The 433-nt window shown below is 50.3% G+C and carries 5 tRNA genes; all 5 read right to left on the reverse strand.

Annotated elements, in window-relative coordinates:
• The 5 genes from AC6UDG_RS07320 to AC6UDG_RS07340 all read right to left on the reverse strand — a co-directional run bounded on the left by AC6UDG_RS07320 (position 1) and on the right by AC6UDG_RS07340 (position 431).
• Positions 1-74, reverse strand: a tRNA-Arg gene (locus tag AC6UDG_RS07320).
• Positions 75-83: 9 nt separating this feature from the next.
• A tRNA-Leu gene (locus tag AC6UDG_RS07325) sits at positions 84-169 on the reverse strand.
• Positions 170-185: 16 nt separating this feature from the next.
• Positions 186-257, reverse strand: a tRNA-Gly gene (locus AC6UDG_RS07330).
• 5 nt (positions 258-262) lie between these two features.
• Positions 263-335 (reverse strand) — tRNA-Thr (locus tag AC6UDG_RS07335).
• 23 nt (positions 336-358) lie between these two features.
• A tRNA-Lys gene (locus tag AC6UDG_RS07340) sits at positions 359-431 on the reverse strand.
• Positions 432-433 lie beyond the last annotated feature (2 nt).

Here is a 433-nt window from a genome sequence, read left to right on the forward strand (position 1 = left end):
TGCACCTAGTAGGAGTCGAACCTACAACCTTCTGATTCGTAGTCAGACACTCTATCCAATTGCGCTATAGGTGCATAATAATATGCCGAGGACCGGGATCGAACCGGTACGGTCATCACTGACCGCAGGATTTTAAGTCCTGTGCGTCTGCCAATTCCGCCACCCCGGCATTATAAATTGACATAAGCGGAAGACGGGATTCGAACCCGCGACCTCCACCATGGCAAGGTGGCGTTCTACCACTGAACTACTTCCGCATAAATGCCGACTAGAGGATTCGAACCTCCGACCCCCTGTTTACAAGACAGGTGCTCTGCCAACTGAGCTAAGTCGGCATACATGCTATTTATATAAATAATGAGCCGTGGCGGGTTCGAACCGCCGACCCTCTGATTAAAAGTCAGATGCTCTACCAACTGAGCTAACGGCTCAA

This window comes from Fructilactobacillus sp. X2R1C1, assembly GCF_059901435.1.